General features: G+C 43.6%; 19 protein-coding genes. 13 read left to right on the top strand and 6 right to left on the bottom strand.

Features of this window, described 5'->3' with window-relative positions:
- The first annotated feature begins 198 nt into the window (after positions 1 to 198).
- The 3 genes from EXT47_RS17355 to EXT47_RS17345 all read left to right on the top strand — a co-directional run bounded on the left by EXT47_RS17355 (position 199) and on the right by EXT47_RS17345 (position 6721).
- Positions 199 to 1365, top strand: a complete 1167-nt coding sequence (locus EXT47_RS17355) for an efflux RND transporter periplasmic adaptor subunit (protein ID WP_130127164.1) — start codon at positions 199 to 201, stop codon at positions 1363 to 1365.
- Positions 1366 to 1380: 15 nt separating this feature from the next.
- Positions 1381 to 4533 (top strand): efflux RND transporter permease subunit, encoded by a 3153-nt coding sequence (locus tag EXT47_RS17350; RefSeq protein WP_039493347.1) that lies wholly within the window; start codon positions 1381 to 1383, stop codon positions 4531 to 4533.
- Between the two features lie 130 nt (positions 4534 to 4663).
- The gene (locus tag EXT47_RS17345) at positions 4664 to 6721 is read left to right on the top strand and encodes a S9 family peptidase (protein ID WP_130127163.1); all 2058 of its coding nucleotides are present in this window, start codon (positions 4664 to 4666) and stop codon (positions 6719 to 6721) included.
- A gap of 291 nt (positions 6722 to 7012) precedes the next feature.
- Here the strand turns inward: EXT47_RS17345 and EXT47_RS17340 are convergent, their stop codons facing one another.
- Positions 7013 to 7486, bottom strand: coding sequence for a Dps family protein (locus EXT47_RS17340; RefSeq protein WP_010376518.1), 474 nt, complete (start codon positions 7484 to 7486; stop codon positions 7013 to 7015).
- Between the two features lie 403 nt (positions 7487 to 7889).
- Between EXT47_RS17340 and EXT47_RS17335 the strand changes: the two genes are divergently transcribed.
- Entirely contained in the window at positions 7890 to 8099 is a 210-nt protein-coding gene (locus EXT47_RS17335) for a hypothetical protein (RefSeq protein WP_010376516.1), read from the top strand.
- On the opposite strand, the gene EXT47_RS17330 is transcribed toward EXT47_RS17335, so the two are convergent.
- Positions 8096 to 8737, bottom strand: a complete 642-nt coding sequence (locus EXT47_RS17330) for an alpha/beta fold hydrolase (RefSeq protein WP_130127162.1) — start codon at positions 8735 to 8737, stop codon at positions 8096 to 8098. The genes EXT47_RS17335 and EXT47_RS17330 overlap by 4 nt on opposite strands.
- A 120-nt stretch (positions 8738 to 8857) precedes the next feature.
- A complete protein-coding gene (locus EXT47_RS17325; protein ID WP_130127161.1) occupies positions 8858 to 10018 on the bottom strand; it encodes a porin in 1161 nt (386 codons plus the stop codon).
- Between the two features lie 84 nt (positions 10019 to 10102).
- Between EXT47_RS17325 and EXT47_RS17320 the strand changes: the two genes are divergently transcribed.
- Positions 10103 to 11986, top strand: a complete 1884-nt coding sequence (locus EXT47_RS17320) for a methyl-accepting chemotaxis protein (RefSeq protein ID WP_130127160.1) — start codon at positions 10103 to 10105, stop codon at positions 11984 to 11986.
- 18 nt (positions 11987 to 12004) lie between these two features.
- Here the strand turns inward: EXT47_RS17320 and EXT47_RS17315 are convergent, their stop codons facing one another.
- On the bottom strand, positions 12005 to 12967 hold the full coding sequence (locus EXT47_RS17315; RefSeq protein ID WP_130127159.1) for a GlxA family transcriptional regulator: 963 nt from the start codon (positions 12965 to 12967) through the stop codon (positions 12005 to 12007).
- Between the two features lie 255 nt (positions 12968 to 13222).
- Here EXT47_RS17315 and EXT47_RS17310 point away from each other — a divergent pair, with 255 nt between their 5' ends.
- On the top strand, positions 13223 to 14392 hold the full coding sequence (locus EXT47_RS17310) for a GGDEF domain-containing protein (protein ID WP_130127158.1): 1170 nt from the start codon (positions 13223 to 13225) through the stop codon (positions 14390 to 14392).
- Positions 14393 to 14519: 127 nt separating this feature from the next.
- The gene (locus tag EXT47_RS17305) at positions 14520 to 15383 is read left to right on the top strand and encodes a hypothetical protein (protein ID WP_130127157.1); all 864 of its coding nucleotides are present in this window, start codon (positions 14520 to 14522) and stop codon (positions 15381 to 15383) included.
- Between the two features lie 14 nt (positions 15384 to 15397).
- Here EXT47_RS17305 and EXT47_RS17300 read toward each other — a convergent pair whose 3' ends face one another.
- Entirely contained in the window at positions 15398 to 15562 is a 165-nt protein-coding gene (locus EXT47_RS17300) for a PoNe immunity protein domain-containing protein (RefSeq protein WP_223193720.1), read from the bottom strand.
- Between the two features lie 485 nt (positions 15563 to 16047).
- Here EXT47_RS17300 and ylqF point away from each other — a divergent pair, with 485 nt between their 5' ends.
- Complete coding sequence (gene ylqF / locus EXT47_RS17295; protein WP_130127156.1) at positions 16048 to 16992, top strand: ribosome biogenesis GTPase YlqF; 945 nt, start codon at positions 16048 to 16050, stop codon at positions 16990 to 16992.
- Here ylqF and EXT47_RS17290 read toward each other — a convergent pair.
- Positions 16989 to 18398, bottom strand: a complete 1410-nt coding sequence (locus EXT47_RS17290; protein WP_130127155.1) for a sensor domain-containing diguanylate cyclase — start codon at positions 18396 to 18398, stop codon at positions 16989 to 16991. The two genes, ylqF and EXT47_RS17290, sit on opposite strands and share 4 nt — an antisense overlap.
- 1652 nt (positions 18399 to 20050) lie before the next feature.
- Here EXT47_RS17290 and EXT47_RS17285 point away from each other — a divergent pair.
- The 5 genes from EXT47_RS17285 to EXT47_RS17265 are packed head-to-tail and all read left to right on the top strand — an operon-like array spanning position 20051 to position 25954.
- The gene (locus EXT47_RS17285; protein ID WP_130127196.1) at positions 20051 to 21280 is read left to right on the top strand and encodes an OprO/OprP family phosphate-selective porin; all 1230 of its coding nucleotides are present in this window, start codon (positions 20051 to 20053) and stop codon (positions 21278 to 21280) included.
- Between the two features lie 12 nt (positions 21281 to 21292).
- The gene (locus EXT47_RS17280; RefSeq protein ID WP_017218314.1) at positions 21293 to 22255 is read left to right on the top strand and encodes a tripartite tricarboxylate transporter substrate binding protein; all 963 of its coding nucleotides are present in this window, start codon (positions 21293 to 21295) and stop codon (positions 22253 to 22255) included.
- A 60-nt stretch (positions 22256 to 22315) separates the two neighbouring features.
- On the top strand, positions 22316 to 22792 hold the full coding sequence (locus EXT47_RS17275) for a tripartite tricarboxylate transporter TctB family protein (RefSeq protein WP_039493372.1): 477 nt from the start codon (positions 22316 to 22318) through the stop codon (positions 22790 to 22792).
- Between the two features lie 3 nt (positions 22793 to 22795).
- Complete coding sequence (locus EXT47_RS17270; RefSeq protein WP_010606897.1) at positions 22796 to 24304, top strand: tripartite tricarboxylate transporter permease; 1509 nt, start codon at positions 22796 to 22798, stop codon at positions 24302 to 24304.
- A 21-nt stretch (positions 24305 to 24325) separates the two neighbouring features.
- Positions 24326 to 25954 (top strand): sensor histidine kinase, encoded by a 1629-nt coding sequence (locus EXT47_RS17265; RefSeq protein WP_039493375.1) that lies wholly within the window; start codon positions 24326 to 24328, stop codon positions 25952 to 25954.
- Positions 25955 to 25956 lie beyond the last annotated feature (2 nt).

Raw genomic sequence — 25956 nt, 5'->3', positions numbered from 1 at the left:
CAAAAATCGCACTTATAAAGATCTTTATAAATCAAAGGTTTTGGTGCTTCATTGTTTGAAATTACTTTATAATTTTCGCTGTTTTTCGATAGTTATAAAAAGTTGTTCTAAAGGTGTAACAGATTCTTACAAATGTCACATCCGAGAACGCGCTAAACTTGGTACTATACGGTCAGGAAATTATCAATAGGTACTGTCATGCAAGCTAAAACTTTAAAATGGATTCTACCCTTTACCGTGCTTATAGTCGGTGTTGTCGGATTTATGTTCGTCAATGCCGTTGCTAAGAGTGAACCTGAGAAGCAAGAAGTCGATTCTCGTCCTGTTGTTGAAGTTGAAACTCTCGCTGCGCAAGATCACCAAGTTGTGATCCAAAGCTATGGCGAAGTAAAACCGCTAGAAAGTACACAACTTTCTATTCAAGTATCGGGCGAAGTTGAATTCTGGCACCCTAACTTTGTTGAAGGCGGTGTGGTACAAAAAGGCGAAGTGTTACTGCGTATTGAGCAAGATAACTACGAAGCCGCGTTACTACAAGCAGAAGCAGAACTTGCCAGAGCCGAGGCGCAGCTTATCGAAGAGCAAGCACAAGCTGATGTAGCTGCTGATGAAGCAAGAAGATTTCCAAATAAAAAGCATACCGACCTATTTTTACGTAAACCGCAGGTCATGAGCGCCAAAGCCTCAGTAAAATCGGCAAAAGCTGCACTGCAGCGTGCAAAGCGAGACCTAGAAAACTGCGAAGTTATCGCGCCTTATAACGCACTAGTGGTGAAAAAAGACGTTGGTCTTGGTCAGTTCGTTTCTATGGGTAGCTCAGTTGGTACGGTCAATAACATCGAAACTGCGGAAGTGATTATTCCTATCGCGGGTTTTGATTCTGTGTTTTTACCTGAGCGAGTGTCAGGCCTTGCTGCTACGGTTTATCAACGTGGTGTGAGTGCTTTCACTCGTGAAGCGGTAATTGATAGAGATTTAGGTACTGTTGACCAACAAACGCGTATGAACAACTTGGTGGTGCGTATTAACGACCCGTATGGTCTTACAACGCGCCAGCCAGCGATAAAATACGGTACGTATGTACAAGTTAGCTTTGCGGGTAAAACGTTAAAACAAATCTACCGTCTACCTCAGGATATCGTGAATAATCAGTCGGTTTGGTTGCTTAATCAAGATAACCAGCTTGAGCCACGTAAAGTGCAAGTTATCCGCGAAGAGGGTGAGTTCTTCCTAATTGGTGATGGCATCACAAGTCGCGATAAAGTGGTCATGACACCACCTGAATATCCACAAAAAGGCATGGAAGTTAAAGTTGCTGGCACGGACTCCTCATCAAAGCCAAGTAGTCAGCCGGAAAAGCTGTAACAGCAAGGAGCGACCATGAGTGATATAGAAAAAGCATCGCAGCGCGGTATTATCGCTTATTTTGCGAATAATACGGTAGCGGCAAACTTGTTGATGGTCTTCATACTGATAATGGGTTTTATCAGTTATATGACTATCCAAAGGCAAATGTTTCCAAACTTTGAGATCAATTATGTGACGGTGTCAGCCGTGTATCCTGGCGCGTCTCCTCAAGAAATTGAAGAGGGGATCTTGATCAAAATTGAAGAAGCATTAAAAGACGTTACAGAAATCAAAAAAGGGGTTTACCGTGCCGCTAGAGGCAGCGGTAGTGCGCAACTTGAAATCTATAAAGATGAAGACCTAACGGAAGTAGAAGATAAAATTCGCTCGCGTGTGAATAGTATCGCGACCTTCCCAGCGTCCATGGAGCCTGTGCAGGTTCAGCTTATAGAATTTCGTCAAGACGTGGTGAACATCGCGCTGGCTGGTAATCTACCCTTGAATGCCCTCAAGCCAATTGCCAAAGAAATCGAGGATGAATTACTAGAAATTTCAACGATTTCACTGGTTGACCGTTCAACCCCTGATTACGAGATTGGCATTGAAGTTGATCCAGATGCTCTGCGCCGCTACAACCTAACGATTAGTGATGTAAGTAGCGCAATTAGACGTTATTCGACCAACATTTCAGCAGGTCAAATCAGGACCGAATCTGGCATTATTGCAGTGCGTGTTGAAAATCAAATGTACCGCGGTAATGAGTTTAGAAACATTCCTGTTAAGGTCGGTGATAACGGCGCCAAAATTTATCTTCAAGATATCGCAGAAATTAAAGACGGCCTGACTGAAGGTGAATATTACTTCCGTTTGAATGGTGAAAATGCGGTATTCCTGTCGGTTAAAGCGACCAAAGACCAAAATATGATCCCAATCGCGAAAGCGGTACATAAATATATCGAAGAGAAAAACGCTAAATTACCTGCAGGCTTAAGATTAGAACCAATCGTTGATATGACGTACTACCTGAACGCTCGACTCGAGATGATGAAGAGCAATATGTTACAGGGGGCGTTACTTGTCGCAATCATGCTGACTATTTTCCTACGCTTCAAATTAGCGCTATGGGTAATGATTGGTTTGCCGGTGTGTTTCCTCGGTGCGTTCCTATTTATGCCAGCACTTGGGATCAGTATTAATATTGTATCGCTGTTCGCCTTTATCATGGTACTTGGGATCGTGGTGGATGACGCCATCGTCATAGGGGAGTCCGCCTACTCCGAAATTGAACGCAAAGGTCACAGCGTTAAGAATGTGGTAATTGGCGCTAAGCGTGTTGCAACGCCAGCAACCTTCGGTGTATTGACAACTATTGCTGTGTTTGCACCTATGTTGTTCTCATCTGGTCCTGAAAGTGCATTCTTTAAGTCAATCTCGGGCGTTATTATTCTGTGCTTGGTGTTCAGCTTGATTGAATCCAAATGGATTTTACCAGCGCACATTGCTCACACTAAGATTAAACCACTACGTCCAAACAGTCGTCGTGCTGCATTTAACAAGAAGTTCTTCGCATTTGTAAACGGACCATACAGACGCTTTATTCAGCGCTGTGTTGATTGGCGCTGGACTGTATTATTAACTTTTGTGGCGATGCTGGTATTTAGCTTTAGCTTAGTGACTTCGAATTTAGTGCGCTTTATTCCGTTCCCTAAGGTGCCTGAAGATTATCCAAAGATCGAAATTACCATGAACGACAACGTATCAGACGAGCAGACCATTACAGCGATGCAGTCTATTGAGTTAATGGTACGCAATGTCGATAAAGAGATTGCTCAAGAGTTCGGTCAAGGCATGATTAAGGATGTATATTCTTGGAACCAAAGCCGCACTAAGGGCTCGGTGTTATCGACATTAGTTGATGAAGAGCAAAGACCATTTACGGCTTTTGAACTTGCACGTCGTTGGCGCGAGGCAATGCCAGAGATCACCGCAGTGAAATCAATCATTGTGTATGACAGTGTTGGCGATCAAAGTGGTGGTGAGGGTGAATTTGGTTATCGCTTGCTAGGTTCTGATATCGAGACCCTCAATGCGGCGGGCAGACAGCTTATTTCTATGTTGCAGCAGCAACCCGGGTTATTTGATATCAGCTCGAGTATTGACCCTGCAAGTAAAGAAATGCAGATCGCGCTTAAGCCAGTGGCTTATGAGCTTGGCTTGCAACTTGCTGATGTTGCGATTCAGGTTGGTAATAGTTTTTACGGTGGCGAAGCACAGCGTGTTATTCGTGATGGCGAAGAGATCAAAGTGATGGTGCGTTATCCTGAACTAGATCGTAAAGCTTTGGCTTCACTTAAGCGTACTATCATCACAACGCCAAAAGGCAAAGAAGTGATGCTAGGCGATGTCGTAGAGTTTACCGAGAAGCCGGGTATCAATTATATTCGTCGTGAAGATGGCTTTAGAACGGTATATGTATACGGTAGCATCGATGAAGAGCTGATTGAGCCAGATGCCGTGGTTAAGAATATCGAAGAAAATATCTTACCAGAGCTACTAAAACAGTTCCCAGGCGTAAAAACTAAGCTAGGTGGCAGTGTGGAAGAGCGCCAAGCACAAACCAGTGAGCAGATCTTATTCTTTGCCGCAGGTATGTTGATGGTTTATATCCTATTGGCTGTGCCGCTGAAGAGCTATGCGCAACCGCTTATCGTGATGTCGGTTATTCCGTTTAGCTTAGTTGGCGCGCTATGGGGTCACTTAGTGTTTGGCTTAGATATGAGTACTATGTCTATGTTTGGACTAGTAGCCGCCGCTGGGGTTGTGATCAACGATTCCTTGGTAATGACGGACTATATCAACCAAGCACGTGCCGAGGGTGTTAAGCTTAAAGAGGCGGTTATTGAAGCGGGTTGTGCACGCTTCAGGGCAATCACGCTAACCTCTATCACGACGTTTGCCGGTGTCATGCCAATCATCTTTGAAACGAGTCTACAAGCAAGGTTTGTTATTCCGATGGCGGTATCACTTGGCTTTGCAGTGCTATTCGCAACGCTTATCACGCTGGTGTTAGTGCCGGCCTTATACATCATCTTAACGGATGTGCAGGGTGCGGGTTCACGCTTAAAAGCGAAGATCAGACGCAAGCCTAAATCTGACGATAACCAACTAGAGAAAGCAGAAGCTTAGAAACTCTCGTTTACACTCAATAATATAAAGGCCGCGCAGTGATGCTCGGCCTTTTTCTTTGCGCGCTGGTATGGCTCTTGAATCATGATACACTGGCGAAAAATAACGAATTTAGGATGACCACTTGGTGATGGAAAAAACTCAACCGCTAGCCAAAAAGCAGCCGAAATCCTTACTGCACCATAATCATGAGCGTATCGACAACTACTACTGGATGCGTGATGACGAGCGTAAAAATGCTGATGTGTTGGCACACCTCAAAGCAGAGAATGATTACTGTGAAGCGCAAATGGCGCCTCATCAAGCGCTGCAAACCCAGCTGTTTGAAGAAATGAAAGGTCGTATCGTAAAAGACGATAGCTCAGTGCCCGCCAAAGATGGCAACTATTGGTATGTGAGTGAAGTGAGTGGTGATGAGGAGTATGCTAAGTATTATCGCGCATCACAAGAAGATTTGTCGGATAAAAAACAGCTGTTAGACATTAATCATTTAGCCGCTGGCAACGAGTTTTATGACATCGGTGATATTACTGTAAGCCCAGACGAGCAACTGCTTGCCTATAGTGAAGATACCGACGGGCGTCGAATTTATACCATCAAGTTTCTTGATTTAAACACCAATACATTACTGCAAGATGTGCTGCATAACACGGAAGGTCAGGTAATTTGGGCAAACGACAATAAAACCGTATTTTATGTCAAAAAAGACGAGCAAACGTTGCTCGGCTTCCAAGTGTATCGTCATGTGTTGGGAACGCCACAAAGTGATGATATTTTGGTGTTTGAAGAGCAAGATCGCCAATTTTATATGGGATTGGGTAAAAGTCGTGACGAAAGCGCTATTTATATCTATCTTGCTGCGACGGAAACGAGCGATCAGTTAATACTGGATGCAAACGATCCTTGCGGTGAGTTTAGCACCCTTATTCCAAGAGAAATTGGCCATGAATATGGTCTTGAAAAAATGGGAGAGTTCTTTTACATCCTGAGTAATAAGAATGCTAAAAACTTCCGTTTAATGCGTGCAACAGCAGCAACCGTTGGTGATGTCGAGCAATGGGAAGAGTTGGTTGCCCATCGCGACCATATACTATTAGAAGGCTTGGAGCTGTTCAATAGTCACTTTGTGCTGACTGAGCGTGAACAAGGGCAGATCCGTTTTGTTGTCCATGATTATCAAGGGCAGAGCTATCACCTTGGATTTGATGATGCTTGTTATTTTGCTACGGTAGGAAATAACCCTGAGCCAAGTTCAAGTCATATTCGTATCCACTATTCGAGCATGACAACTCCCAGCTCAGTGTACGATTGTGATTTAACCACAGGTAAGAAAACGCTTAAAAAGCAGCAGCAAGTGTTAGGTGATTTTAAACCAGAATATTATCACTCTGAACGTTTGCATATTACCGCAAGAGATGGCGTTAAAGTCCCTGTATCTTTGGTCTATCGCAAAGATAAGTTTAATCAAGACGGTAGCAATCCACTATTGCAGTATGGCTATGGTTCTTATGGTATTACTATCGACCCTAACTTCTCTAGTCAAATTCTAAGCCTGTTAGATAGAGGGTTTGTATACGCGATTGCGCATATTCGAGGTTCTGAGATGCTTGGTCGTGAATGGTATGAGCAAGGCAAAAAAGCGCATAAGCAAAATACCTTCAACGATTTTATTGATGTTACCAAGGCCTTGGTTGAGCAGGGCTACGGCCATAAAGACAAAGTGTTTGCATCAGGCGGAAGTGCAGGCGGCCTGTTAATGGGTGCAATTGCAAACCAAGCTCCAGAGCTGTATTTAGGGTTAGGCTGCCATGTGCCTTTCTTGGATGTGTTAACTACCATGTTGGATGAGTCAATCCCATTGACCACCAACGAGTATGATGAATGGGGTAATCCGAATAATGAAGCGGACTACCAGAGCATTTTAGCGTATTCACCGTATGACAATATTGAAGCCAAAGCCTACCCAAATATTCTTGTCACCACAGGCCTGCACGACTCGCAAGTGCAGTATTGGGAGCCAATGAAGTGGGTTGCTAAGCTTAGAGAATATAAAACGGATGATAATGTACTGGTCTTTAAAACCGACTTAGAAGCGGGTCACGGTGGTGCCTCAGGCCGATTTAAAAGCTTACATGAAAGAGCGCTAGAAATGGCATTCTTTATCAGCTTATTGAATGGTAGGTCGTAGCTCTAACTCGACTTGCACATCCTGATGTTAGCTCGACAAAAAGCGATAAAAGCTCGCGAGGTGAACTCGCTCCTACCAAAGAAGAACCTAGGTAGGAGCAGCCTCGCTTGTAGGTCGTAGCTTTAGCTCGACTTGCACATCCTGATGTTAGCTCGACAAAAAGCGCTAAAAGCTCGCGAGGTAAACTCGTTCCTACCAAAGAAGAACCTAGGTGGGAGCCGGCTCTGTTTATAGGTCGTAGCTTTAGCTCGACTTGTACATCGCAGCTTTAGCCCGACCTATCCGTCTATCTTAGTTTAAATACGCTTTAAGCATCCACACCAGCTTTTCTTGCTCTTTGATGTAGTCGCTCATTAGCGCTGCTGTCCCTTCATCTTCGGCTTCGCCCGCTTGCGCTAAAATTTCACGCTGCATAGAAATAAGCGTTGTATAGCCATCAAGCAAGGTTTCTAGTGCTTGTGTGCCATTGCTGATCCCTTTTGCTTCTTGAATTTTACTGGTTTCTAAATAATCAGAAAACGCATGCAATGGATTGCCTTCAATCGTCAAAATACGCTCTGCGATTTCGTCTACCTTCTCAAGTAATAGCGTATAAATTTCTTCAAATTTTAGGTGTAGTTCAAAAAACTCACGACCTTTGATATTCCAGTGAAAACCACGGGCATTCATATATTGAATTTGGTAGCTACTTAGTAGCGTATTAAGTGACGTTACTAGTGCTTGGCTCTTAGCTTTGTCTAAACCGATAGAATTAATGTTTGTCATGCGATGCTCCTTGTTGATTCACAGTCAGTATGGCGCAACCTTAGGTGATTGCCCAATGATTAAAATCAAAGTGTTTAATCGGAAAAATCAATTAATAAAATAAAAACATATCAAATATTAATACAATATGACGTTGGGATGAGCGTGGTAAAAAACAAGATGAAACCCCAAAAAGCGCTCAAAAATAACAAAGTGACATGAATACTTGGCGGGAATAAAGCTTGCCAACTTTTCCCAAAATCTTACCAGAGCGCGTGGTTTTTGATCTAAGACAAGTGTTTAATCTCGTTCGTATTTTGGCGGTTTTAAACTTGATTTAGGTCAAAATATCGCCGCATCATAAGCGCATAATCATTTCATCAAGACACAAAAAACGCGGTGTCTACTACTTGAGGAAATGAGTATGAAAGGCAAAACAAAATCAGAACATAAAATGGAACTCGTCGTCGTTGTTATCGCTTTAGTGGCTTTTGTTGTTGGGCTAGTAGGTCACTTAGCTGGCGCAAGCATTGCAAACTCAGATACCTTTGGCTATATCGCAGCGCCAGTACCGTTATTAGTTGGCTTGATCGCAGTGATTGCTTACAAAGTAGCTGCAAGCGCAGAGCACTAAGGCCTCTCTAACAGCTCGCAGATATAGTCCATTACCGCACGGGAATATATTAAGCTGGTATGGCTGAGATGAAATACTTTGTGCTCGGCCATGCCACTGAGCTTGGTTTCTTCTAACAGCACAGTGCCATCCGACTGGCTACCTTTTTGTAGCAGTGGCATTAGTCCAATGGGTAAGTCACCGGCAATACTGTAAAGCTTGGCGTCGAAAGGCCAATCTTGATTGTTAGATAATAAAAACTCCACACTGTTTTTTAACAGTAGCTCCAGTCCTTTGTCGTGCATATGCTTGGCAATGGCACTGCCTTTATGTGGTGTCCCCAAGGTCACCACTTTTTTTACTTGCTTGCTCGCGGCAGAACCTCGTTCTAAATATGCTCTTGCAACTAAGCCTCCCATGGAGTGGCAAACGAGGGCGGCGGGGCGATCGCCAACGAAAGTATCAATAGCGGCGCAGATCTCATCAATATTTGGTGTTAACGTGTTATAGCTTAAATTGAGAATACGGTAGCCCGATTTACCTAATCGAGCGCTAAGCGGGCGCATCACAAAACCAGACATGTACAAGCCATGTAGCACCACAATGCTCTCGATTTTGGCGCTTGCGGTAATATTGAGTGGAATAGGTGCGTGGTTCATACCGCCTCTTCAAACTTGAATACTTCTAAGCCTTGCGCGAGTGTACCACCCTCACTTGAATACTTGATGTATAAATCAATCCAAATTGAAAAATTATTATCCTAGATCCTGTGATCTTGGCTAATCAAATTGCCACTCTTGCTTGTAATCGTACCTAAAGCCAATGGAGATGGAGTCCATATCGACTTGGTTGTCGAAGGACTTGTTCAAATACTCCAAGTGTACTCTGAGCGGCGGTGTTGGTAGCCACTCAAGTGTCACATTGTAGCCATCAAAGCTTTGATTAAGCGGGTCATGACTGCCGTAACCGTCATCAAAATCAAAATATCCGGTTTTGAGTTTATAGTGTTTTGCGAGTTGATAGGCCAACGAAAGATCAAAGGTGTGGCCTTGTCGAGAATCAAGTGTGCCCACGCGTTGATAGTCTTTGTCCTGATACGCCATGGCAGCGTAAAAGCGGGAGGTAAATTGATAAGCCAGCGCACCAGACCAAAGTTGGTTTTCGCCAATATGCTGCTCGTTATCGTATACATCGTTTTGTTGATAAGTAATCGCTGCGTGTAAACCTGCGTTATCGTAACTTAACCCAGTGTTGAATAAATCCGTTTGGTTATCGCCTTTGTCACCATTAAATTGGCCTGCGGCGACAAACGTCATCGGCCCCAATTCGTAGCGGTAAGTAACTAAATTATCAACGAAAAAAATGCTCTCTGGATCGTAAGCAAATGGGCTGCTGGCGTGATTAAAAATATCAACGTATTCGGCAATAAACAGATACTGTGCAGGCCTTTGTTTGCCAATGCCAAACCGACCATACGGTGTACCTAGTGCAGTATAAGCACGGCGTGACTTGCCAAAATTTCCTTCATTGGCGAGGTCGATGCCCCATTCACCATGAAGTTCGGCCTGCCAGCCCGGCATAAATTCATGAGTCACTTTAATCCCTGCGTGGGATAAGGCGTCACGAACATCCCAGTTACTTGCGTCATCTTGATTGATTACGCCAAATGTCGGGCGTATTGTGGCATAGGTTTGGAGCGTGGTTGAGGGCTCGGTAGGTGGTTTGACGGGGTCACTTTGTGGTGTTGATTTTGCCACAGGAGCTGCGGCCTTTGGTTCGCTATTTTGCGTCATAAACCGAGCTTTAAGCTCAGCTAATTGCCGCTCAAGATTTTCAATGTCGGCCATGGTAACAGGTCGATCGGCTGCTAAAGCTACTGAGGAAGTCAGTAAACAGGCTAGGCCAATCAGTGCGGTTGAGTTGCTCAAAGTAAAATTCATGGTTTTTACATCGCTCAGTTGCCAATAATCGAATTATAGACAACACTTTTGATATTCGAGCACTTTTTATTCAGGCTATTGAATATGAAGATCCGCACTAAGTTCTCTGTGACTTCTGCCATAGTGATCTTATTGATCATCACCACGACGACGCTTTCTACTTACTGGTTTGTTAGCGATTCGGTAAAAACCAAAACCCATGCCTATGTAACGGATAGCACGCAATTGCTTGCCGTGAGCATAGAAAATTGGCTGGCCGGTAAAGCAACGCAAATTAATGTGATAAAAAGTCAGTTAGAGCAAAACTTTAGCGATGATAACTTTCAACAAGCACTGAATACACCAGTGTTTAAAAAGGAGTTTCTGCTGGCTTTTGGTACTTTGGCTAATGAGGAAGGGCTCAGGTCGAACAACCCCACTCGCAAAAATCCTCCGGGTGTAGATTTTAGAGAGCGAGCTTGGTATAAGCTTGGTAAAAACCAAAATAAAACCGTTTATACCAGTCCATATACGGACGCGGCGACAGGTGAATTATTGCTGTCGGTGGTATCTCCCATTGTAGTGAACGGTAATTTTAAAGGGGTAATTGGGGGAGATTTAAGCCTAAAAACCATCGCTAATAGTGTCAATCAGGTTAACTTTGATAACACGGGCTATGCCTTTTTGGTCGACAAGTCTGGTAATGTCATTTCTCATCAACAGGCCGAATTTAACGGCAAAAAATTGCAACAGGTATATCCAGCTTTACGCTTAGATAGCGTAGATAAGTTGCAAGAAGTGGATACCAAAGAAGGCAAAAGGTTGTTTTACTTACATTCGCTTGATAACACCTTTGGTACGGACTGGTATTTGGCGGTATTAATCGATAAATCAAAAGCCTACAAAACACTGACTGAAATTACAATAAACTCCCTGATCATTGCTATTTTAGCCGTGGCTATTGGAGTATTCTGCGTACGGACGTTAGCAATTCACTTACTCCAACCATTACGGGATTTGGAATCTGCAATCACCGGCATGGCAAGTGGAGGCGGTGACTTAACTCAGCGCTTAAAAATAGTGAACGAAGATGAGTGCGGTACGGTAGCGCGACAATTTAATTTGTTCTTGGGCTTTTTGCATGGGTTAGTAAGTAACGTAAAAGAACGTGCAGACGATGTGGTGATAAGCAGTGATGCCGCCAAAGAGCTGTCGACACATTCCTCACAGAAACTTGATCAACAAGTTAGCCTAATTGAAAACCTCGCTACCGCGATGAATGAAATGAGCACTACCTCGACCGAAATCGCGGGTAACGCGCAGCAAGCCGCAAGCTCTATCACCTCGGTGAATGAAAAGACCTCTGAAGGGCAAGAGATATTCTTTAAAGCGCGAAGCCAAATTAATGCTTTGGCTGACGATATTACTGCATCGTACGAGCTGAGTACGCAACTTGCAGAATATAGCCAAAATATCGAGAATATTCTTTCGGTCATCAATGGCATTGCAGAACAAACCAATCTACTGGCACTTAATGCTGCAATTGAAGCCGCACGTGCCGGAGAGCAGGGCCGAGGTTTTGCGGTTGTGGCCGATGAAGTGCGCTCTTTAGCATCAAAAACACAGGAATCCACCACTGAAATTAAATCCATGATCGACCAGATCCAAGCCTCATCCATTCAAGTTCAGCAATCTATGGGAAGTAGCCGAGATAAAACCCAGCAATGTGTGTCACAAACCGAGCAAGCGACACATATGCTAGAAGAAATCTCAGAAGCAGTAAAAGAGCTTATGGATCGCAATATTCAAATCGCAACCGCCATAGAAGAGCAAAGTGTGGTGATTGAAGAAATCAATAAAAATACAATACATATCAACGATATTAGCGTGGAGGTCGGCAGCTTTTCAGACAAACAATATAATGCCAGCGAAGAACTAGCGAAAAATGCCCATGAACAAGAGGCACTGCTGTCTAAGTTTACGTTGTGAGCTTGAAAATATAACGGGTCACAACACGTGACTGTTGTTATAGCGACAGCGCCATTCTGTTGGCGAGCAGCCAGCATAACGCTTGAATGCAATGCGAAAGTTCACAACGGTACCAAAGCCACTCAGTTCAGATATCACATTGATGTTAAAAGTGGTTGTTTCGAGTAAGATTTGCGCCCGCTGCACTCGCAATTCTCGAAGCCACATCATGGGAGATTGGCCAACGTATTTATTGAAGTTTCTAGTCAGAGCTCGGCTTGTCATACATGCGTGCTCAGCTATTTCAGCGAGCGTAATCGGTTTATGATAGTTGTGTGAGAGCCATAATTGCACTCGCTGAATGTCATTTAAGACATTATACACAGGTCTATATAGTTGAGGGTGCGAAAAACCGCGCTCAAGAGGCATTACAAAGCGCTCCGCAACTTTGTTCGCAAGAGTAGCACCAAAATCACTTTTAATGATGTGTAGACACAGGTCTTGTCCGGCAGAAAGACCGGCCGATGTGATAACTTGTCCTTCGTCAACGTACAATACGTCACGCAATAAATCTACCGCTGTATGGTGTTGCTCAAACTCTGAAAAAACATCCCAATGTGAAGTGGCCCGTTTTCCATCTAATACACCTGATTTTGCTAAAAGTAGTGAGCCATTACAGATAGAAGCGATGCGAGAACCTTGTTGATACGCGGCGCGAATTGCACGGAGAACATTTTCATCATCATAGGTGGTCGGCGTATATAAGCCTGGAACAATTAATGTGTCTTTCGCGCCGATAGTTGATAAAGGCTGTACATTCCCAATGATAAAGCTATCGCTTTGAACTTGTCCTTGGCTACCTACAAATTGGATATTATAGCTTGGTTGTTCACATTCTTTTGTTGCAACAAAAAACATTTGGTAAGCCACGGCTAAATCATATGGTACAAAGCCATCGACAACTAAAATATGAAGATTAATCAAAGTGGATTCACAACCCATAACGACCACTTAACTTATGATGATATATTAATAGTTAGCACAATATTAATGGTAAAGGGAACTCTAGAACATTGATATTGACTTTATTCGATGTTAATTAGTCCTTATTCGTTCCTACTTCATTCGTTGTTTATTCTAAACTTTTAAATAAAAGGACTTATTGTTTTTATCAAAGTGAAGAACAATAGAGTGTAGACCTTTGGCCTACTATTTTGGTTGCAGCTTCAATTTCAATACTGCTGTGGTGATTAATCAATGAAGCTAGAGGTAGGTGTCGTTATGTTTCATTTGGTGCATACGGTTGGGCTGACGCTATATTCTTTTTTATTGGTATTGTTACTTGCTACCAGAACCGTGCCCAGAACACCTTCCGGAGCTGGATTTTGGTCAAGCGCTATCTTGTTTGCAATTGCCTCACGAGTTTGTATTCTGCTAGGGGGACTTGTTATTTCAACAGAGCTAAGTGGTAACCTATATCTCGTACTTAACCTGTTTGAAAAGCCAATCCTATTAGTTGGAGTATGCCAATTCTTTAAATTGGATTGTGCAAAAAGAAGAGTTATTCAATTATTTAGTTGTGTGCTTGGTACGCTGTTTATAATTTCAATCTTAAACTTATCTCCTTGGTACTTTAAGATCTTTTGTGCAATGGCTAATTTTTCTTTTTTATTTTATATATTTATACTTTTTTTTGGAAAGGAAAAACCATATTTTACCTGTGCGTATCGATTTATCTCCCTTGCAGCCCTCATCCTCTCGATACATTGGCTGGTTTCTTACCCAATAATCTATTATTTCCCAAACTGGGGAGTCTACGGTTTTATTCTAGGCACTATGGTGAACTTGGTGCTCTATTTAGCTTTATTGGCATCAGTCCTTATTACTTTTCAACGCCGCTTGCTGAAGGCAGAAAAACATGCACTGAAACTTGCTTATCACGATGCACTAACTGGGCTTAAGAATAAGCGTTATCTGACTAACTTTTTTAATCAAGCGAACACTTTTGCCAATCGCCCACATCAATTAACCGCGGTATTTTACATTGATTTGGATAACTTTAAGCCCATTAATGATAGTAGTGGTCATAAGGTTGGTGATGAAGTGCTCAGATGCATAGCAACAAGGCTAATTGCCAGTACACGAAGTACCGACATATGCGCTCGAATTGGAGGTGATGAATTTATTGTAATCGCAACGCAACTAGACTCAAAAGAACAAGCGGAGATTATCGCTAGAAAGTTACTCATCAGTATCACGCAAGAAATTGAAGTTGAACATCAGGTGTATAAAGTTGGGGGGAGTATCGGTATTAGCTTTTTCCCCACTCAGGGGAATTGCATCGAATCATTAATTGAAAAGGCTGATAAAGCAATGTATGCCGTTAAGTCTTCTGGCAAATGTGGCTATAAGTTATCTAACCCCTAGCAATTTTTGTATTGCCGCCAGTTGGTATTCGAACTCTTTTATTGTTTCCTGTAGCATAGAGAACCAATGTTTTGCTCAAAGTAAAAGAAATTTCCTCGTTGAATTAAATAGGCTAAGTTGAAAGGTGATGAGATCTAACGGAAAAAACTTTAAGAAGTATATTATTGTTCTGCTATCGATAAGTGCTATTTTCATCGTCCTGATTACGTTCATGCAGCCTGTGTTAATCAAAGCTATATGGGCTAAATATAAGTCTACGGATCATTTTTTAACTCTTCAGATTGATAGACGTATCAGATACGAAGCTTCAGCAGAAAACAATGCATTTCGTGTAAGTAGAGTTTTGAGTGAGAGTCAGTATGCAGTAGAGCATGTGCTCAAGGCTAAATTTAAAAAGCCAATCTCGGTTTATGTGTGTGCTAGTCAAGACTCTTTCAATGAATATGTATTTTTATCCAAAAATGTTGTTGGTGCAGTATATTGGGGTAAATTATTTTTATCGCCAAATGCATTTCATAGCAGTTCGATTGGGAGGTTACTTAATCATGAGTTAACACACTACCTTTTTTACACCCACCTTGGGGATAAGGCCCATATTGAAAAAGTACCTTTATGGTTTAGAGAAGGGATCGCTGAGTTTGTTGCAAATGGAGGGCAAGATTATACTAAAGGCAAAGAGATTTTCGAGCTAATGAATGAAAATGAGGTAAATACCTATTTGTCGGGAGAGTTGAATTATTGGTTTTTATCACAGGATGCAAGTGATGCAGTAACAAAAAATGGGGTGGTTAACCGGGTGTCGTACAGGGTTGGTGGGTTATTTTTGCATTTCATCTATGACCTAAGCCCTAAACAATTTAACGAATTAATACAGTTATTATTAACAGGAATTGAGTTTAGTGATGCGCTTCAAAGTACTTATGAAAAAAGTACTCATTCTCTACTTAAAGAATTTTCTCATTACCTAACTCAGGAAAGCATGCATTATTAAATGTGAAAAGAGGTTTACCTGATTAAATCAACCAGTACACAAACGCTATCTCTCAAGGATTCTCTTAGTATTTCTAGAACATTAGTGACTAAAGCCAACTCAAAGCACCAATAACCAATATAATAATCCGTGTATCCGAATTTGCATTCACAGTTGTGATTATCATGCCAGTCCGCCAAGCCTTCTAACTTGCTGTACCAGTTTGTTGCAAATTATCACTTTATTTTTCAGTTGGTTGCGGTACCGTAAAATCGCTTAGGTGTAGCGATTGATCCCCTCACGACGATCACCGCATGGCTAGTGGGCTATGGCTCGTATAATCGCGAGTTGGAATTGGGTCTCTAAGTTAGCTTCGAATAAAAACTTCCTAAGACAGATAAAACATTGTAGAGAACAAAAAATTGGAAACTATGTTTGGAGAGGGTGTGAAACAATAAGTGAAAATTGCTCTAATGGGTTCACCAAGCCATTAACCCAATCCTGTCAATTTATAGTAGAATAGCCAACTTAGTGATGAGGTACTGCTGCTGTATTAAAAGCGTTTAGTACCCTATGTTGTACCCTACACTTATTTCACGCTCCGTATGAACGAAGTTATGGTGTGTGAGTTTGGCAAGGTGTTCAACATATGAGCTTTTAAAGTTAATTAATACAGGTGGTTATAATGGCAATACAGTGGTTCCCAGGGCATATGAATAAAGCGCGCAATGAGATCAAAGAGATCATGCCGCAGATGGATGTCATTATTGAAGTGCTGGATGCTCGTATTCCATACAGTAGCGAAAACCCGATGGTAGGGCAGTTACGCGGTGACAAGCCGGTTATCAAAATTATGAACAAAGCGGATCTTGCCGATCCTGAACTGACCAAGCAGTGGATGGAGTATTTTGAACGTGAGAACGGTGTAAAAGCGCTGGCGTTTGGTCATGATAAGGCGAATGAAGTACAGCGTATTAATGCGCTTTGTAAAAAGCTTGCACCTCATAAAGTGGGTCAAGATAAGCAGCTAAAAGCCATGATCATGGGTATTCCAAATGTGGGTAAATCGACACTTATCAATACACTTGCTGGCAGAATTGTTGCAAAAACAGGTAACGAACCAGCGGTAACTAAAGCGCAACAGCGTATTAAGCTTGAAGACGGCATTATGCTTTACGATACGCCGGGTATGTTGTGGCCAAAGGTTGAGAACGAAAACTCGGGCTATCGTTTGGCGGCAACGGGTGCTATCCGCGATACGGCTATCAATTATGAAGAAGTGGCGAGTTACACCGCTGAATATCTGCTGGGTGCATATCCAGAGCTTTTAAAAGCACGTTACAAGCTCGACGAATTACCGGACTGTGATTGGACATTTATTGAGATGGCTGGCCGCAAGCGTGGTTGTGTAAAGGGCGGCAATCAAGTCGATACGCATAAGATGTCGGAGATTTTAATCAACGAACTGCGCGATGCTGTTATCGGGCAGATCACGATGGAAACGCCGGAAATGCGAGAGTCGGAAGAAGAAATGGTTGCTGAGCTAAGAGCACAAGCTGAGGCCAAAAAGGCTGCGCGTGAAGACGAAAAACGTCAACGCCGCGCAAGAGCGCGTAAGAATCGCCGCTAAGCGGCAAATTTGGTTTGATTCCGGCCTTGTTTGGCACGATAGAGCGCGGCATCGGCGCGCTTTATAAAACCATCTTCTGATTCATCAATATGGTATTGTGCAACGCCAATACTGACTGTCACTTTGACCTCACATTCCGCCTGCTCTAGAGCAACATGGATCTTCTCAGCAATCGCAATTCCTTGCTCTAACGTCGCTTTGGGTAGCAATACCATAAACTCTTCGCCTCCCCAGCGGCACAGCAAACCGTTGTTTTCTATCTCGCGTTTACATACGTTCGAGAAGCATTGCAGCACTCTGTCGCCTACCACATGGCCATGCTGATCGTTCACTTGTTTAAAGTGGTCAATGTCCATCATCAACATTACTACTGGGGTTGATTGGGTACGCGCTTTCGCTAAATGGTGCTGAAGCTGTGGCTCAAAGGCTTGGCGATTAAAGGTATCGGTGAGTTTGTCGTATTTCGCCATTTTTTCTAAGCGTTTCTGATAGTGATTAAACGTCAACTGCGCCACGGCCAATATTAATAGGGTGACGAGGCTCCCTACCCATAAATTGGTTGTGAGTATGTCGTTTATTCCACTGGATTTATCTATTGTTTGCTCAACAATTAAATACCAGCCAATAGAGTCCAAATAGCGCGAATGGACAAACTCGGCATGGTCGTCGGTTTCCAACCGAAATTGATATTCGGATTGATTGAGCAGCGCCGTTGCTTGGGTTGGAAAACGATCATGAATACTGGTGCCAGATAGGGTCTGATCGTTAAAAAATAAGAGCCTGCCTTTGTGGTCAATAAAGTACAGTTTGCGTGCGTAGCTGGCTTCGTATTGTTCGATTAAATGGTGTAAATCAGCCAATAAGATACCAACCCCAACAACGCCAATGACATCGTTGTTTTGTTTTATTTTATGATTGACGTAAACAATGGCTTCGTTGTTATCTCTTGGGTCTATATCAACATTGAGCGCATAGTCAGCATCGCTATGCAGGCTTTCTCGGTACCAATCGTTTTGTTTGGCGCGAATGTCTAACTGCTGGGTGTTACCATCAAAGTGGTAATAAGTGAGGTTCTTGTCGTCCACTAAAAAGCTCGTTTTTGCGTGATGTAATGCTCGAGTATCTTCTAAGTAGGTGAAAATAAGCGCAGGATCTTGCTGTGAAGACGTTAGCCAACGTTTAATAAAGACGTTATTTGCCATTTGCTGAGAAACAATGATTGGAGCTTGAAGCCGTTTTTGTATGTCTAAATCAATCAGATGGCTGGTGAGTGGCAGAGCATCATCGCTCACTCCTTTATACAACGACTGTTTAGCATGCTCGATACTTATCCAGCTGGTGAAAATAAATCCTACCAGCAGCAGCAGGCTTAACAACATGTTATAACGGTAGCGTCGAGCGTTCATATTATTGTTATTTTTGGAAAAATAGAATGATACGGATTCTAGTAAAAGAAAACGATTACACGACATTACAGCTGAACAAACGCTGATAGAAAATGTAGGCATAAAAAAAGCCCTGAGCAGGGCTTTTTGATTCATATCTACCGTCACCGATATGAGCAATGTAGCAAGTAAAAAGTGGTTGCCAGTGATACACATCAAGGGGCGTTGTAGCACATCACCGACAACACGATTCAGGGTTGAATCAGCAAGAGCATGTCCTCTTGTTGATATTGATTATCAATTAGATTAGCCGTTAGGTCAATACCTTTTTGAAAATAATTCTCATTAATGTTTGTGCGGCTGTTTTTCGGTAAGTGCTGAAAATAGATATAATACCAGTTGTATTAAGTAAATGATCTATCTTGAAGCAGGGAAATAGCTTTAGTAGCAAGGCAAAAATTTTGCTATTTAGTTGTTCTAAATGAGAAATTTTTAACGAAGCTAATATGCTATTTCACCCTTCAAATTGATTAGAGAATTAATTCAATTGGTATAAATTTTGGGCATAAAAAAAGCCCTGAGCAGGGCTTTTTACGTTCATATCTACCGTCACCGATATGAGCAATGTAGCAAGTAAATTGTGAGAATAAACTTAGTCAGGTTTAGGGGCGACTGAATTAAGCTCATCCAAGCCATTAACGTTGGCCAGCCGTGTTTCAGGGTCGAGAAACAAACTAGAGTACTAATGCCAATCTCAAGGTAGCGAGTACATCAGGTAGATAGGGCTTTACAACTATCAACCTTACTAACTGAGTTGGCGAAACAACACGTTGCCGTCTTGTTGATAGTGATTATCAGTTAGATCTAACAATGAGTCAATACTTTTTTGAAAATAATTCTCATTAATATTCGTGTGGCTGTTTTTCTAGGAAATACCGAAGTAAAAATAAATTTTGGGCATAAAAAAAGCCCTGAGCAGGGCTTTTTGATTTCATATCTACCGTCACCGATATGAGCAATGTAGCAAGTAAAAAGTGGAGTTAGCGTCTAAATACGAGGAGCAATGCAAGTGCCTGCTAACGTCCTTGGTAGTTGTGGATACCAGCCTTGTTTCGGGTCAAGAAACTATTGTGATAACAAGTTGAGCCGTCACTCTCGTCTTGTTGATAGTGATTATCAATTAGATTTGGGGGGCTGTCAATGTTCTTTTTGAAAATAATTCTTATTTAGATCTAAGTGGTTGGAATTACACCAAATTTAAATTTATTGAGTGTATTGTTTTATTAATGTGATGGTTTTTGGTGTGTTGTATGTCTTATTTCTGCTTATTCTAGGGGGCAAAGTATTATTCTATATTGAGCTTTGCAGGCTCACCGTTTTCAGAGCTTCAGAGAAAAGCTAGGTTAATTCATCATCCACATCTTAGATATTTTGATTAACGCAGCGGTCATACTTTCGCTTCACTCGTTATTTATTTCCACACTACTTTGGGTTTTGTGCATATTGCTCATGATTTTTATGCACAAAACGCGCTTTACTCAACTTAATCAACTTATTTCCGCAATCTATGGTTAATTGAGGGTTAACAATAAGCTCGTACTTGATAGCAGGTTGTAGTCGCTAGTCACAATACGTTTAAGACAAATGAGTACAGAGCAATGAGAACAACAATAATGAAGCCAGTTGCAGCAATGTCATTAATTGCAGTAACTGCTTGCCCCGTTTTGGCACAACAAGATGAAGCACTAGCCAGCAAGGTTGCAAAGCTAGAAGCGAAATTAAAGGAATTACAGTCCAATAAATCACTAAACCTTGAGTTTGGTGGGCGTGTACAACTCGATTTTAACCATTTTAGTGGTGCATACAGCGCCGATAATGAGGGTAATGCCGCCAGCGACTTTTTTCCGCGTCGGATCCGCACCTATGTAGAGAGCGAGCAAGGCGATTGGGAGCATAAGTTGCTACTCGATTTTGCTGAAGGCGATGCCGAGATAGTCACAGTAAGAGTGCGTTATACCGGCTGGAACAACGGCCCGCGCTTTCAGTTTGGTAAATTAAGAGAAGATATCACCCTAAATGCGCTCACCAGCAGCAAACACATCAATACCATAGAGCGCAGCTCTATCGCTGATACGTTTTCTCCTTACTTTCGATGGGGCGTATCAGCTTATCAATATTTTAAAGATTCTGGTTTTCGCTATGCGTTAGGGGTATATAAAAACGACGCTTTTGGTGCATCTGGGCGTGACCAAGATGACCGTCTGGCACTTGCCTATTCGGGGCGTTTGACTTGGTCGCAACACACTCCCGGTAAAACCCTGCATTTAGGTGGTTGGGGTTCGTACCGTGATATGGGCGGTGCAACGCTGGGTAATCGCCTTGCTCGCGGTGAAGTACGCGAAGCCAAAGTGCGCCTCGTGGATTATGCTGCAGGCGGTGATGTAGTTGCCCTTGATAGCATGTCACAAGCCGGGTTAGAGCTCGCTTATCAACACAACGCCTTTATGCTTGAGGCCGAATATGCCACACGCAACTTAGATACCCTCGACCCTACTTCTGCTTTAGATGGGGGAGATATTTCGGGTTATCACTTGTCTTTGAGCTATTTCTTGACCGGTGAACACAAACAATATTCCGCTGGCTCTGCGGTATTTAAGCAGCCTAAAGGGGTAAAAAATGCGTGGGAGTTGGTTGCGCGTATTTCCAGTATGGATGCTGAAAACGCCAACCAAGGCACGCAAGTCGACGCCTACACACTGGGCAGTACCTATTACCATTCCAGCAGCTTAAAGTTCATGGCTAACCTTGTCTATGCGGATGTTTCAGGAGCTGGAAGTACCGCGTTGGTTGGTGACGAAGATTCAGGATTTGGCTTTGCTGCACGCTTGCAGTATCTATTTTAACGGGAGCAGGTTATGAAGTTTGCATTAAAGCATCTCAAGTTAGCAATGGCTGGCGTGGCGATGATGTCTACTCAGGTATTAGCGGATACCCACTTTTTAATTCCCGGTGGTCCAGGTGGTGGCTGGGATACCACGGCTCGAGCTGTGGGCGAAGCGTTAGTGAAATCAGGGCTTGAGTCCAATGCGTCGTTTCAGAATATGTCAGGCGGTGGTGGCGGCCGTGCTATTGCTTATTTGATTGAATCGGGCAATAAAAAAGGCGATATGTTGATGGTTAATTCAACGCCAATCGTGCTGCGCGCATTGTCGGGTAAGATCCCCTATAGTTATCGTGATTTAACGCCCGTTGCCAGCGTAATTGCCGATTATGGTGCATTCGTGGTGCGTGATGATTCGCCTTTTAAGAGCTGGAAGGAGGTGATTGCTCGTCTAGAAGTAAACCCGGGCTCTGTGACAGTTGCGGGTGGTTCTGCTCGCGGCAGTATGGATCATCTCGTTGCAGCACAAGCAGTAAAAGCGGCAGGCGTTGACGGTCGTAAGTTGCGTTACATTCCTTACGATGCCGGTGGCAAAGCCAAGGCAGGTTTATTGTCTGGCGAGGTGAAGATGCTCTCGACCGGATTAAGTGAAGCGCTCGACATGGCAAAAAGTGGTCAGGCGCGCATTCTTGCTGTTACCGCGCCAGAGCCTATCGCGGACTATCCAGAGATCCCAACCCTGAAGTCTCTAGGCTATGACATGGAATTTGTTAACTGGCGTGGTTTTTTTGCGGCTCCGGATCTCCCCCAAGCAAAACTCGACGAATATACCGTGAGATTACAAAAGCTGGTGCAAAGCAAAGAGTGGGAAGCGGTGCGCGCACGCAATGGTTGGTTGAATCTATTCAAGCCACAGCACGAGTTTATTGAGGCGCTAGAGGCACAAGAAGCGCAGCTGAAAGTGGTGATGGAAGAATTGGGTTTCGTTAGACGCTGATTAAATTAAATAGGTGGCTGCAGTGAGGTTACTGCACCACCTAAAAGTGGGTAATTCACTATGTTAAACCGAGAATTGTTAGGCCCAGTGCTGTTTTTAATTCTGTTTTCACTCTATGCGGTATCTGCTTGGCAAATCCCGATTATGCCTTTTGAAGAATACGAGGCGGTAAACTCAGCAACTTTGCCTAAAGTATACGCGCTGATTGGCATTGTTGTTTGTCTTTTGTCGATTGCCGCAACACTGTTTAAAGGCGTCCCTGCGCTTGATAAACGTGAAGGAGCGGAGACTATCTCCAAGGCAACCATCGCCCAATGTGCAGCACTGATTGTATTGATGCTTATCTACAGCAGTGCGCTTGAGGAACTCGGGTTTATTGTCTCGACCATTTTGTTTTTAGGCTGTGGCTTTTTAATTATGGGTGAGCGACGTAAGCAAATTTTGTTATTGGCGTCGGTACCTGTGGTTATCGTATTTTGGGCCATTATGACGCAGCTACTTGGGATCTATCTGGTTCCAGGTGAGTTTTGGAGTTAAGCCATGTTAGACGGTATTTTAGTTGGCCTGTCCACGGCCTTTATGTGGCAAAACTTACTGTACGTAATTGTTGGCTGCTTTGTCGGTACTTTTATCGGCATGTTGCCCGGCTTAGGGCCAATCACGGCGATTGCGTTGATGATCCCTATCACTTACAACATCGGTGCCGACTCCGGTATGATCTTAATGGCGGGCGTATATTACGGCGCAATTTTTGGTGGCTCGACTTCCTCTATTTTGATTAATGCTCCCGGTGTAGCTGGTACTGTGGCATCGTCATTTGACGGCTATCCAATGGCAAAACAAGGACATGCAGGCAAGGCTTTGGCTATTGCCGCTTATGCTTCATTTACTGGCGGAACGATTGGTGCGTTGATGCTTATGATAGCCGCACCACTGCTTGCAAAAGTGAGCTTAAGCTTTCAGTCTCCAGACTATGTGATGTTGATGTTTTTGGGCTTGACTGCGATTGCTGCTTTTTCTGCAAAAGGGCAATTTTTAAAAGCCATGATGATGACTGTATTTGGCTTGATGCTGTCGACGGTGGGAATAGACCCTTCATCTGGTACTGAGCGTTTTACCTTTGGTCAGGCGGACTTGCTAGACGGCGTAAGCTTTTTGTTGGTCGCAATGGCAACCTTTGCATTGTCTGAGGCGCTGATCAACGTGATCCGTCCAGAAAAAGCTAATCAAGGTTCGAATGATGATGACACTCCCGTTATCGGCTCAACAAAATTATCTGGCGCTGAAGTGAAAGAAATGGCGCCAGTTGTGGGGCGCTCTTCAATTTTAGGATTTATCATTGGTGTATTGCCGGGGGCTGGCGCAACGATAGCGAGTTTTATGGCTTATGCGACAGAGCGAAATTTGGCACCAAAAGCCATTCGTGAGCGTTTTGGGCGTGGTGAAATCCGCGGCTTAGCGGCACCTGAGTCGGCAAACAATGCCGCTTGTACTGGATCGTTTGTGCCCTTGTTAACGCTTGGGATCCCAGGGTCTGGCACCACTGCGATTATGTTAGGGGCGCTGATCGCTTATGGTATTCAGCCGGGTCCTACGTTAATGCAGGATAATCCTACGGTGTTTTGGTCGGTAATTGTAAGCATGTATTTTGGCAACATTGTGCTGCTGATTTTAAATTTGCCACTGATCCCTTATTTTGCAAAGGCTTTGACTCTGCCACGCTCAGTTCTCACGGTGATGATTTTATTCTTTAGCTTGATTGGCGTGTATCTGGTGTCATTTAATACCTTTGATTTGTTTATGATGGTGGGTTTTGCCTTGGTGGCGGTGGTGCTGAGATTATTGAGTTTCCCGATGGCACCTTTGCTCCTTGGGTTTATTCTTGGCGATATGATCGAACGCAATTACCGCCGCGCCATGATGATTTCGGATGGCTCTATTAGCTTTATTTGGGAGCGGCCACTAACTTTAGGCATATTTGCACTTGCCATGTTAGTGTTGTTGATCCCGTTAAAAGAGTACTTCCAGCAACGAAAAGTTGCGCAGTAACCCAGCAGTGAGGAAATACGTGTGTCGCAATCACAAAAATTAGCACGCAGACCAAAACGCTTAGAAACGCGACTGATCACTTGGGTTGTGGGCTTGTGTGTGATCCAAGCATGCTTATTTACCGCGTTGGTGTATCAGGTTATTACGCAAAGCTTACACCAGGAAGTGGGAGAAAAAGCCTTGGCTTTGGCTAAGGCGGTGGCGGTTCGTGAAGATGTTATGACGGCACTCATAACAGATAGGGATAGCTCACAGATCCAACGCCTCAATACTAATGTTGAGCTGCTGCGCCAGGCAACTGGCGCAGATTTTATCGTCATTGGTGACACCGAAACGCGACGTATTGCCCACCCCGATGAGCAAAAAATTGGTCGCACTATGGTCGGAGGGGATAGCCAAGCCGCATTGTCTGGAGAGAGTTATATCTCAACGGCACAGGGCAGTTTAGGTGAGTCTATTCGCGGCAAAGTGCCGGTGTACTCTCCCGCTGGTGAGGTGATAGGTTTAGTCTCGGTAGGCTTTTTAGTGCAATCCGTTGAGTCGTTGGTGTTGCAGCGCAGCATTGCCGTTTTTGTTGGAGCTGCAGCGGTGTTACTGCTCAGTGTCATTGCCGCGATTTGGATTGGTCGACGTGTCCGCCAAGCCATTTTTGGCCTGCAACCAGATGAAATCGGGCGCTTATTTGCAGAGCAAGAGGCGATACTGAATACCGTACGCACGGGGATTATCGCGCTCGACCCCGATGGCCGTGTGCGCCGTTTGAATCAACGAGCGTGCGAAATTCTCGAAAAGCCTCGCGGCTTGAGTAAGCAAGGTTTGCACCTGAGCGATCTGTTACCAGAACATAGCGATTTCTTGTTGCATAACCCCAATCGCCCTTTGGTTGGTTTTGAGCTATTTGTTGCTGACAAGCGTTTGGTGTTGTCGCGGTTTGCGCTGCAAGTGCAAGGTCAACACGAAGGAATTTTACTGAGTATGCGGCCCTCCGATGAACTAGAGTACGTGTCTAAGCAGCTCACTAAAGTACAGGCTTTTGCAGAGCTATTGAGAGTGCAAACGCACGACTATTCAAACAAGTTAAATACCATTGGCGCGCTTATCCAAATGGCACAATATGACAAAGCGATTGAGCTGATAGGTCAAGAAAGCCAAGGCTCACAAGCGCAAATTGAAAACCTCCTCACCTATATACAAGAGCCAGTGATCGCGGGCTTATTACTCGGTAAATACCATAAAGCACGAGAGCATAATGTGGCACTCGAGGTGAGTTCCGACAGCGCGCTGTGTGCTATCCACCAAAAAGAGATGTTGGAACGAATAGTTTCAATATTAGGTAATCTCATCGATAATGCCATCGAAGCGGCGAGAACGACGGCACAGTTGCGGCCTGCCAAAGTGGTCGTAACAGTAGATGAAACGGTTCAGGATATTATCTTTGATGTTGAAGATAGCGGCACTGGACTGATTGGTAACGTCGAAGAGGCGTTTACGCCGCAGTTTAGTACTAAGTCCGGCGACCAGCATGGTGTTGGCTTATATCTCGTAAAAACAAATCTTGATTCCTGCCACGGAACCTTAGAGGTTGGGGAGTCTGAATTACTTGGTGCAAGGATCACGGTCTTTATTCCCAAGCAAGTAAAAGAGCAATAACA

This window comes from Pseudoalteromonas sp. CO342X (assembly GCF_004208915.1).
Lineage (GTDB): Bacteria > Pseudomonadota > Gammaproteobacteria > Enterobacterales > Alteromonadaceae > Pseudoalteromonas > Pseudoalteromonas maricaloris.
The sequence above is the reverse complement of the archived record's forward strand: the minus strand, read 5'-3'. Positions and strand labels throughout refer to the sequence as shown.